Consider the following 11107-nt stretch of genomic DNA (forward strand, 5'->3'; position numbering starts at 1 on the left):
TCCTATCGTAAAGAATAAAAAGGAGAGACCTTAAAAATGAAAAGTGATACCGTAAGAAAAGGCACACAGCAGGCACCACATCGTTCCCTGTTCAATGCCCTTGGAATGACAAAGGAAGAAATGGACAAACCACTGGTAGGAATCGTAAGCTCTTATAACGAGATCGTACCGGGACATATGAACCTTGACAAAATTGTAAATGCTGTAAAGCTCGGTGTTGCAATGGCTGGCGGCACACCGGTTGTATTTCCGGCGATCGCAGTATGTGACGGAATCGCAATGGGACACGTTGGAATGAAATATTCCCTTGTAACACGTGACCTGATCGCAGATTCCACAGAGGCCATGGCACTGGCTCATCAGTTCGATGCTCTGGTCATGGTTCCCAACTGTGACAAAAACGTACCTGGCCTTCTGATGGCAGCGGCAAGGATCAACGTTCCTACTGTATTCGTAAGCGGCGGTCCGATGCTTGCCGGCCATGTAAAAGGACACAAAACCAGTCTTTCCAGTATGTTTGAGGCAGTAGGATCCTATGCAGCAGGAACCATCACAGCAGATGATCTGGAAGAATTCGAGAACAAAACCTGCCCGACCTGCGGATCATGTTCCGGTATGTACACTGCGAACAGCATGAACTGCCTGACAGAGGTTCTCGGTATGGGACTGAAAGGAAACGGTACCATCCCGGCAGTATACTCTGAACGTATCCGTCTTGCAAAGCATGCAGGAATGCAGGTAATGGAAATGTACAGAAGGAACATCCGCCCAAGAGACATTATGACAAAAGAGGCAGTTTTAAATGCACTTACAGTAGATATGGCACTTGGATGCTCCACAAACAGTATGCTTCATCTTCCGGCTATCGCACATGAGATCGGAATGGATTTTGATATCAGCTTTGCAAATGAGATCAGTGAGAAGACCCCGAACCTTTGCCACCTTGCACCGGCAGGCCCGACCTACATGGAAGATCTTAATGAGGCCGGTGGTGTCTATGCGGTCATGAATGAGCTGAACAAGCTGGGACTTCTCCATACAGAGTGTATGACAGTAACCGGAAAAACAGTAGGTGAGAATATCAAAAACTGTGTAAACCTGAATCCGGATGTTATCCGCCCGATCGACAATCCGTATACAAAGACAGGCGGACTTGCCGTACTGAAAGGAAACCTTGCACCGGATGGTGGTGTTGTAAAACGTTCTGCAGTTGTACCGGAGATGCTGGTACATGAAGGTCCTGCACGTGTATTTGACAGCGAGGATGACGCAATTGTTGCCATCAAGGGCGGTAAGATCGTAGAGGGAGATGTTGTGGTTATCCGCTACGAGGGACCAAAGGGTGGTCCTGGAATGAGAGAGATGCTGAATCCTACATCTGCTATTGTGGGAATGGGACTTGGTTCTTCCGTAGCCCTGATCACCGACGGACGTTTCAGCGGTGCATCCAGAGGAGCCGCTATCGGACACGTATCACCGGAGGCAGCAGTAGGCGGCCCGATCGCACTGGTTGAGGAAGGCGATATCATCAGCATCAATATTCCGGAGCTGAAATTGGAGATCAAGGTTTCAGATGAAGAGATGCAGGCTAGAAGAGAAAAATGGCAGCCAAGAGAGCCGAAGGTGACAACCGGATATCTGGCAAGATACGCTTCCATGGTAACATCCGGAAACCGTGGTGCGATCCTGGAAGTACCGAAAGCAAAATAAGGAGGAACGAAAGATATGCAGCTTACAGGTGCAGAGATCATCGTAGAATGTCTGAAGGAACAGGGCGTTGACACCGTATTTGGATATCCGGGCGGCGCGATCCTGAATGTTTACGATGCCTTATATGAATACAAAGATGAGATCACACATGTACTGACCTCCCACGAGCAGGGTGCATCCCATGCTGCTGATGGTTATGCGAGAGCTACCGGAAAAGTGGGTGTCTGCCTGGCAACATCCGGTCCTGGAGCCACCAACCTGGTAACAGGAATCGCGACTGCATACATGGATTCCGTACCGATGGTAGCCATTACTGCAAACGTAGGAAGACCACTCCTGGGAAGAGATTCTTTCCAGGAGGTTGATATCGCAGGTATCGTAATGCCTGTGACAAAATACAGCTTTATTGTAAAGAATATCGAAGATCTTGCAGATACGTTAAGAAGAGCATTTTATATTGCAAAAAGCGGAAGACCTGGCCCGGTTCTTGTGGATGTTCCGAAGGATATCACAGGAATGAAATATGAATACGAGCCATGCCATCCGGCTACCGTTAACCGTGAGATCAAAAACATCCGCAAAGAAGATATGGACCAGGCGCTGGAAATGATCAGAGAGGCAAAGAAACCTTTTATTTTTGTAGGCGGCGGCTGTGTGATCTCCGGTGCTGACCAGGAAGTCCGCGAACTGGCTCACAGGATCCAGGCTCCGGTCTGCGATACACTGATGGGTAAAGGTACTTTCCCAGGTGAGGATCCGCTTTATACCGGTATGGTAGGTATGCACGGAACCAAGACTTCCGATCTTGGTGTTACGGAATGTGATCTTCTCATTGTTCTTGGAGCACGTTTCAGTGACCGTGTAACAGGAAATACCAAGACTTTTGCACACAATGCAAAAATCCTTCAGATCGATGTGGATGCTGCGGAGATCAACAAAAATATCAAAGTGGATGCAAGCGTGATCGGAGATGTGAAAGAAGTGCTGAAACGCCTTCTTGAGGAAGTTCCGGAGAAAGAACATCCGGAGTGGATCGCACATATCCAGGAACTGAAAGCAAAATATCCGCTGAATTATGATCACACACAGCTTACAGGTCCGTATATTATAGAGAAACTTTATGAGCTGACGAACGGTGATGCCATCATCTCCACAGAGGTTGGACAGCACCAGATGTGGGCGGCACAGTATTATAAATACAAAGAGCCAAGAACTCTTCTTACTTCCGGCGGCCTTGGAACCATGGGCTACGGTCTTGGCGCTGCAATTGGCGCAAAGATGGGCAGACCGGAAAAAACAGTTGTAAATATAGCAGGTGACGGATGCTTCCGTATGAATATGAATGAACTGGCAACTGCAGCGCGCTGTGGTAGACAGCTGATCCAGATTGTTATGAACAATCATGTACTTGGAATGGTGCGTCAGTGGCAGACGCTTTTCTATGGAAAGAGATACTCTTCCACAGTACTGGATGACGCCGTTGATTTTGTAAAATTATCGGAGGCGCTGGGTGCAAAAGCCATTCGTGTGACAAAGATGGAAGATGTGGAACCTGCACTTAAGATGGCACTGGCAGCAGAGGGACCTGTCGTTCTGGATTGCTGGATCGATCAGGATCTGAGTGTGTTCCCGATGGTACCGGCTGGTGCGAATCTTGATGATGTATTTGACGAGGAGGATATGAAGAAACATGAGTAGAGTGTACAATTTTTCTGCCGGACCGGCAGTGCTTCCGGAGGAAGTACTCAAAGAAGTAGCTGATGAGATGATGGATTATAACGGCACAGGAATGTCCGTTATGGAAATGAGTCACAGAAGTGCAGCTTTTCAGGAAATCATTGATACTGCAGAGAAAGATCTCCGCGAGCTTATGAACATCCCGGATAACTACAAGGTACTTTTCCTTCAGGGAGGAGCATCCCAGCAGTTTGCCATGATCCCGATGAACCTTATGAAAAACAGGGTTGCTGATTACATCGTAACAGGTCAGTGGGCAAAGAAAGCTTATCAGGAAGCTCAGAAATATGGAAAGGCAAACAAGATCGCATCTTCTGAGGACAAAACTTTCAGCTATATCCCGGACTGCAGTGATCTGCCGATCAGCCCGGATGCAGACTATGTATACATCTGTGAGAATAACACCATTTACGGCACAAAATTCAAAAAACTTCCAAACACAAAAGGCAAGACTCTGGTAGCAGATGTATCCTCCTGCTTCCTGTCTGAGCCAGTGGATGTAAGCAAATATGGTATTATCTATGGCGGTGTTCAGAAGAACATCGGACCGGCAGGTATGGTTATCGCGATCGTTCGTGAAGATCTGATCACAGAGGATGTTCTTCCGGGAACACCAACCATGCTTACCTATAAGACACATGCAGACGCAGGCTCTCTTTACAACACACCGAATGCTTACTGCATCTATGTATGCGGAAAAGTATTTAAATGGCTGAAGAAAATGGGCGGTCTGGAAGTGATGAAACAGCGCAATGAGGAAAAAGCAAAAATCCTTTATGATTATCTGGATTCCAGCAAACTCTTCAAAGGAACTGTAGTTCCAGAAGACAGATCCCTGATGAACGTACCGTTCGTAACCGGTGACAAGGAAATGGATGCCAAGTTTGTCAAAGAGGCAACTGAGGCAGGCCTTGTAAACCTGAAAGGACACCGTACTGTTGGCGGAATGCGTGCCAGCATCTACAATGCCATGCCAAAAGCTGGCGTAGAGGCCCTGGTTGCATTCATGAAAAAATTCGAGGAGGAGAATGCATAATGTTCCAGTATCATTGCCTGAATCCTATCGCTGAAAAAGGCTTGAGACTTTTTGGCGACAATTATAAAAAAACAGAGACTGTAGACCAGTGTGACGCGATCCTCGTAAGAAGTGCGAAGATGCATGACATGGAACTTCCGAAGAGCGTTTGCGCGGTTGCACGTGCTGGTGCAGGTGTCAATAACATTCCGGTTAAAGAGTACGCAGAGAAAGGTGTTGTTGTATTCAACACACCTGGAGCGAACGCAAACGGTGTAAAAGAGCTTGTACTTGCAGGTATGCTCCTTGCATCCAGAGATATCGTTGGCGGTATCGAGTGGGTTGCACAGGAGAAAGATAAAGAGCACATTGGCAAACTTGCCGAGAAGCAGAAAAAACAGTTCGCAGGATGCGAGATCAGCGGCAAAAAACTTGGTATCATCGGTCTTGGTGCCATTGGAGCCATGGTTGCAAACGCAGCATGCGGTCTTGGAATGGAAGTGTATGGTTATGACCCATATCTTTCCATCGATGCAGCATGGAACCTTTCTAGAACCATCAAACACAGCAAGAGCCTGGACGAGATCTACAGCCAGTGCGATTACATCACCATTCATGTGCCGCTTCTTGACAGCACAAAGAAGATGATCAACAAAGAAGCTTTTGATAAGATGAAAGACGGCGTAGTCCTTCTGAACTTTGCAAGAGATCTTCTTGTTGATGAGGAGGCGCTGATCGAGGCTGTTGAAAGTGGTAAGGTTAAGAAATATGTAACGGACTTTGCCAACGAGACAGTTGCAGGACGCGAGGGCATTCTGGTAACACCACATCTTGGAGCTTCCACAGAGGAATCTGAGGAGAACTGTGCGGAGATGGCTGTAAAAGAGATCCGTGATTACCTTGAGAATGGTAATATTAAGAATTCTGTGAATTATCCGAATTGTGATATGGGTACTTGTGTGGCTGTTGGAAGAATTTCTCTTGCACATAGTAATACACCGAATATGATCAGTCAGGTTACTAAGATCCTTGGATCTGAGGGACTGAACATTGCGGATATGACCAATAAGAGTAAAGGAGAGTTTGCTTATACTCTTATTGATCTTGAGAGTGCAGCTTCTGCTAAGGCACTGGATGAACTCAAGGAGATTGAGGGTATGTACAGAGTGCGTGTTGTTAAGTAAAGTAACAAGATCTTAGAAATACTTTTTTTGAAATACTGTGTGTCGTTTGCTTTTTTTGGCGAACGGGGCACAGTATTTTTTTGAGAAAAAGAAAATCGCAAAGGGGCCGCAAAGCCGCGGCCCCTCTGCACACCCCTCGGGCTTTTTTTTTAGGAGTGCTTGGTTGTGGAGGACGGGAGTTTTGATGACTTGTGTCTGTATGCGACGGTGATGAGGACGGAAGGTTGAGCCGATGAAGAAGAACGGCCTGAAGGGTTGTTGAGAGTGAAAAAGTCTTGAGGCCGTTATAGGTATGTGATGGTATTGGATGCGGAAGGTTGAGCCGAGAATGTGGGCGGGAGGGCGTTGGGAGGTCTCGATGTGCGGGGTACATCTGCGGATTTTTTGGAATAGTGTAGAAGTGAATTTGAGTGGTAAAGATATCAAGTGTAAAGATATTAAATGCAAAGATATCAAATGCAAATATAATATGCAAATATAATATGCATGATGATATTGGCTATAGATTTCTATATGATAAGATTATTAATAAAATATATGATATATGATATAATAGGGAAAATATGTAGAACACACAACAATTGGCGGACAGGCGTGAAGCGCCGCTTCCGCGGTACGTGCCCGGAAAGAGGGGGTGCAGGGGGAGAAAAACGGGCTTCGTAACTTCGAGTGCTTTCTCCCCCTGCGATTTTCTCAGCTTTTCAAAGCCAATAAACAAAAAAATAATTCAATAAAAGAAAAACATACACTACTTGCGGGATGCGATGAAGTCAAGAACTTCATCCCTTGCAGGCATCACGCGAAGTGCCCCCTTCTTTGTTGTGATAAGAGAAGCTGCCGCATTTGCAAAAGTAAGCAGCTCTGTAAGATTTTCGTCAGTGAGATCTTCAAGACCGTGTTCCAGCACATAATTCAGGGTGCTTGCACAGAAGGTGTCTCCTGCGCCAGTAGTTTCAATAGTATTTTCCTGAAGGAAAGGAGCAGCCTCAACTTTTCGTCCGCGGTAATAAGCGCGGCTTCCATCCTTACCAAGTGTGATCAGCACAAGGGGGATATGATATTTTTCTTCAATAAGGGCAGCACCCTTGTCATAATCGGTAGTATCAAAAAGAAATTCTACTTCATTATCAGAAATCTTCAGTACATCGCAGCGCTCCATACCGTATTCGATTTCTTTACGGGCATCGTTCAGATCTTTCCAGAGTGGAGGGCGTAAATTCGGGTCAAAGGTAATGATACATCCGGCTTCTTTTGCCACATCAAGGGCGTAGCGGGTTGCTTCACGGACACCTTCATGAGTGGAAGAAAGCGTGCCAAAATGGAAGATCCTGGAATTGCGGATCAGATCGGCATCTACCTCATCTTTTGTCAGCATCATATCTGCACCTGGATTACGGTAGAAAGAAAAATCACGGTCTCCGTCCGGGTAAGTATGTACAAAAGCAAGGGTAGTATGAACTTCATCGTCCATGACAAGATTCCTGGTATCGATGCCACATTCTTCTACGGCAGCTTTCAGCTGTTTGCCAAACATATCATTTCCGACTTTTCCGATAAATGCAGTTTTTTTGCCAAGGCGGTTCAGCATGGCAAGAACGTTACATGGAGCTCCGCCAGGGTTTGCCTCAAAAGTAGGATTGCCCTGGGAACTGTCACCGTTTTCTGTGAAGTCGATCAGAAGCTCGCCGAGAGCTGTTACATCATACAGTTTGTTTTCCATTGATGATTCCTCCTGATAGGGTATTTGTTTCATATTCTGTCTCATATTATAAGCGTTGAACCTGATTTTGGGAAGAACCAAATTGAATTATTTTCTGTTCTGTTACCGGTTACATGCATTACTTTTTGCGAAGATTAGAACAGTTATCTTTATTTTTCAGTAAAAAAGTGATAAACTGAGTCTATAAAACAACAAATATGACGGAGGAGACGATTATGGCTGATAAAGCGTATGAATATATGGACTGGCCCCGGATTGAGGCGATTGTTTATGGTGAGGAGGCGTCACCCCGTGATGTGATGCAGCCGATGGTAACAGAGGATGGTGTTCTGATTCAGGGATTTTTTCCGGGAACGGATGCTGCAGAAGTAGTTGTAGGGAAAACGAGTTATCCTATGATCCTGGAAGATGAGGCCGGTTATTATGCGGTAATGCTTCCGCTGAAAAGGATTCCGGAATATCGCTTCCGTGTGACCAGGGGAAGCATGAAAGAAACTTTCTATGATGCCTATGAATGTCCATGCCAGATCACGGAAGAGGAGGAAAAAGCTTTCTGTGCCGGTGTTTATTACAAGGCATACGAGAAGCTTGGAGCTCATCCAGGTATCTGTGGCGGTGTGAAGGGAACCTATTTTGCTGTTTGGGCGCCCAATGCGATCCGTGTCAGTGTAGTCGGTGATTTTGACCGGTGGGATGGAAGACGCCTTCCGATGCATCGCATGCCAATGTCCGGAATTTTTGAACTTTTTGTTCCAGGCGTGCAGGCGGGCGTTTCCTATCAGTATGAGATTAAGATCAAAGGAGGCAATGTACAGCGAAAATCAGATCCTTATGGAAATGGGACACAGGGAGCTCCGTCAGTGATTTCGGTAGTGACAGATCTGGGAGATTTTTCCTGGCAGGATGAAGCGTGGATGAAGGAACGTGAAAAGTTTGCCAGCCGTGAAGTTCCGGTTTCTATTTATGAAACAGATGTAACAGAGTGGAAAAACAGTAGTGAACTGGTGGCGTTTCTGAAAGAGACCGGTTATACCCATGTGGAATTTCATCCGGTGATGGAGTATCTTGACCAGAGCTCAGGCGGATATTCGACGTCTTCGTATTATGCGGTAACGACCCGTTTTGGAACAGCGGCAGATTTTCGTGCGCTGGTGGAGGATCTTCACCAGGCTGGGATTGGAGTGATTCTGGACTGGGCACCGGCACAGTTCCCACGGTTTGATGCCGGACTTGAGAAATTTGACGGAACCCCTCTTTATGAAGTGCAGGACCCGGCTATGGCGGTTCATCCAATGTGGGGAACTATGCTTTATAATTATGGAAGTCCTATGGTCAAGGATTTCCTTATTTCCAATGCCTTTTTCTGGCTGGATGAGTTCCATGTGGACGGATTCCGTATGGATGATGTAGATGCGATGCTGTATCTGGATTTCGGACGAGAAGCAGGACAGTGGACCCCGAATCTTTATGGTTCCAATGAGAATCTTCAGGCACTGGAGTTTCTGAAACATCTGAATTCGATTGTGAAAAAGCAGGATCCGGGCATTCTCCTGATCGCACAGGAGGATGGCTTATGGCCGCAGCTTACAGACAGTGTGGAAAATGATCATCTGGGATTTGACTATAAATGGAGTGGGGGCTGGACAAAAGATCTTCTTTCTTATCTGGAAGCGGAGCCCCTGGAAAGACGGAATTATTATGATCAGCTGACGCTTTCCATGATGTATGCGTACAGTGAACATTATGTACTGACTCTTGGAAAAAGAGATGTGGGTACGCTGAGGGAGTTTCTGGAAAAGCTTCCGGGATCTTCCAAGCAGAAGAATGCTCAGCTGCGTGCGGCATATGGTTATCTGATGCTGCATCCTGGTGTGAAGATGACTGCGCCGGATGGAGATATCATGCCAGAACTGAAAACGTATATCCATGATCTCAATGAACTTTATATGTCTTGTCCTGCTTTGTATGCGATGGATGGAAATTCAGATGGTTTTGAATGGATCCAGTTTACCAGCTATGATGAGAATGTGGTTGCATTTCTTCGTAAAACAGAGAAACCGGAGGAGACGGTTCTTGCGGTATGTAATTTTTCACCGGTGTCTTATGACAGTTACCAGGTTGGTGTGCCTTTTGCAGGAAAATATAAGGAAGTTTTTAACAGTGACAGTGGAAAGTATGGCGGACAGGGTGCTGTGAATGCCCGGGCGAAAGCGGCTGTTCATGTAGAGTGTGACAACAGGGAGTTTTCGCTGAAACTGAAACTTCCGGCTTATGGTGTGGCGGTATTTAGCTGCATGCCGGAGAAGAAGATTGTGAAGAAAGAAACTGTGAGAAAGACTACGGAGAAAAGTAAGGGGAAACGTATTGATAAGGCGAAAATGACGGTGGTGGAAAAATCTTCTGCTGTGAAGGATGCAGTGAAGGTTGTGAAGAAGGTGACTTCTCGTAGGAAAAGTTCTGCGGGGAAGAAATGATGGGGTGTGAACAGAGGGGGTGGAAGTTGTAGTAGGAATAATTTGAGTGGATTGTTGGAAAAGTGCTTGCATTTTTTGCAAAATACGGTATAATATCAGTTGTGTTTATCACAAGCTGGAATAGCTCAGTCGGTAGAGCACTTCACTCGTAATGAAGGGGTCGTGAGTTCGAGTCTCATTTCCAGCTTATAACTGATTGGAGTCCGGTATCTTTGGGGTGACTGAAGATGCCGGATTTTTTTTGTGTGAAGACGGAGAGCAAAGCGGACGCTAGAGGGAGAGGATATCGGTTCGGGCAAGGACTCCGTCGGGGATACAACTAGGGTTCCGTGAGGGTGGAGAGAAAGAGGTACGCCAGAGGGAGAGGATATCGGCTCGGGCAAGGACTCCGTCGGGGGATACAACTAAGATTCCGTGAGATGGCTAAAACCATTGCGGCAGGGCCAGAACTCGCCGTTGGCTCAAACAGCTGACCCTGCCGCAATAACGCCCTCTCCCGGAACCTAAGTTGTATCACCCCTCCTCCGCAACAGCCCGAACCGATATCCTCTCCCTCTGGCTGACATTTCCAACCGACAGGAAAAAAGATAAGACCCTTGCAGGGGACGGAAGCGGACGCGGGGCGTCCTGTCCTGGAATTGTTGAAGTGTAGCTGTATTGGCGTAGCGTTCTACTATAAATACAGAAGAATTTAGGAACTAGATCGGCACAGTGTACCACTATAAATACCGAAGAACCCAGGAACCAGATCGGCGTAGCGTCTCACTATAAATACCGAAGAACCCAGGAACCAGATCGGCACAGCGTCCCACTCTGAATACCGCAGAATACAGAAAAAAGTCAACCGTGTTACACATCGAAGATGTAACACTCCTTCCGTGCCCAACGGGGTGGGAGCGCGAGGGAGGGCGTTCGGGCTTCGGAACTCTGAGATCGCCTTCCCTCGCACTTACCGCATTGAAAATGCGACCGCCGTAGCGCACCCAGCGAATGGGGGAAGAAAAATTGCATCTTTAAGATAAACTTCCAAAAAAACCAAAAAAATTTGAATTTTATGGTTGACAAGCATAACTCCCAGTGGTATTATAACTGAGCTGTCGCAAATAATTGTTTTTGAAAAACAAACAATTGAAAAGAATTTCAGAAAAATGAAATTCACTGTTGACAAAAGACAGAAGATATGATAAAGTATCCAAGTCGTCGACAAAACGGCAACAAAATCTTAACTCAAAAATGTTTGAAAAAAACTTGAAAAAAGTACTTGACA

General features: G+C 46.3%; 6 protein-coding genes and 1 tRNA gene. 6 read left to right on the forward strand and 1 reads right to left on the reverse strand.

Features of this window, described 5'->3' with window-relative positions; all coding sequences use genetic code 11:
* Positions 1-36: 36 nt before the first annotated feature.
* The 4 genes from ilvD to G5B06_RS08740 are packed head-to-tail and all read left to right on the forward strand — an operon-like array spanning position 37 to position 5646.
* A complete protein-coding gene (gene ilvD / locus G5B06_RS08725; RefSeq protein WP_015527149.1) occupies positions 37-1710 on the forward strand; it encodes a dihydroxy-acid dehydratase in 1674 nt (557 codons plus the stop codon).
* A 15-nt stretch (positions 1711-1725) separates the two neighbouring features.
* Positions 1726-3408: a biosynthetic-type acetolactate synthase large subunit gene (gene ilvB, locus G5B06_RS08730; protein WP_148444798.1), complete on the forward strand. Its 1683-nt coding sequence runs from the start codon at positions 1726-1728 to the stop codon at positions 3406-3408.
* Positions 3401-4483 carry a 3-phosphoserine/phosphohydroxythreonine transaminase gene (gene serC, locus G5B06_RS08735; protein WP_148444797.1) on the forward strand — a complete coding sequence of 361 codons (1083 nt, stop codon included), beginning with the start codon at positions 3401-3403 and terminating at the stop codon, positions 4481-4483. Before ilvB ends, serC begins: the two co-directional genes overlap by 8 nt.
* Positions 4483-5646 (forward strand): phosphoglycerate dehydrogenase, encoded by a 1164-nt coding sequence (locus tag G5B06_RS08740; protein WP_173763117.1) that lies wholly within the window; start codon positions 4483-4485, stop codon positions 5644-5646. Before serC ends, G5B06_RS08740 begins: the two co-directional genes overlap by 1 nt.
* Positions 5647-6394: 748 nt before the next feature.
* Here the strand turns inward: G5B06_RS08740 and G5B06_RS08745 are convergent.
* The gene (locus G5B06_RS08745) at positions 6395-7366 is read right to left on the reverse strand and encodes a carbohydrate kinase family protein (protein WP_173771776.1); all 972 of its coding nucleotides are present in this window, start codon (positions 7364-7366) and stop codon (positions 6395-6397) included.
* Positions 7367-7581: 215 nt separating this feature from the next.
* Between G5B06_RS08745 and glgB the strand changes: the two genes are divergently transcribed.
* Positions 7582-9840 (forward strand): 1,4-alpha-glucan branching enzyme, encoded by a 2259-nt coding sequence (gene glgB / locus G5B06_RS08750; protein ID WP_173771778.1) that lies wholly within the window; start codon positions 7582-7584, stop codon positions 9838-9840.
* Positions 9841-9954: 114 nt separating this feature from the next.
* A tRNA-Thr gene (locus G5B06_RS08755) sits at positions 9955-10027 on the forward strand.
* Positions 10028-11107 lie beyond the last annotated feature (1080 nt).

It is taken from the genome of Blautia luti (assembly GCF_013304735.1).
In the GTDB taxonomy this organism is placed as follows: Bacteria; Bacillota; Clostridia; order Lachnospirales; family Lachnospiraceae; genus Blautia_A.

Excerpts from the sequence above, each read along its gene's own strand:
- ilvD (WP_015527149.1), top strand. The coding sequence starts at position 37 with ATGAAAAGTGATACCGTAAGAAAAGGCACACAGCAGGCACCACATCGT.
- ilvB (WP_148444798.1), top strand. The coding sequence starts at position 1,726 with ATGCAGCTTACAGGTGCAGAGATCATCGTAGAATGTCTGAAGGAACAG.
- serC (WP_148444797.1), top strand. The coding sequence starts at position 3,401 with ATGAGTAGAGTGTACAATTTTTCTGCCGGACCGGCAGTGCTTCCGGAG.
- G5B06_RS08740 (WP_173763117.1), top strand. The coding sequence starts at position 4,483 with ATGTTCCAGTATCATTGCCTGAATCCTATCGCTGAAAAAGGCTTGAGA.
- G5B06_RS08745 (WP_173771776.1), bottom strand. The coding sequence starts at position 7,366 with ATGGAAAACAAACTGTATGATGTAACAGCTCTCGGCGAGCTTCTGATC.
- glgB (WP_173771778.1), top strand. The coding sequence starts at position 7,582 with ATGGCTGATAAAGCGTATGAATATATGGACTGGCCCCGGATTGAGGCG.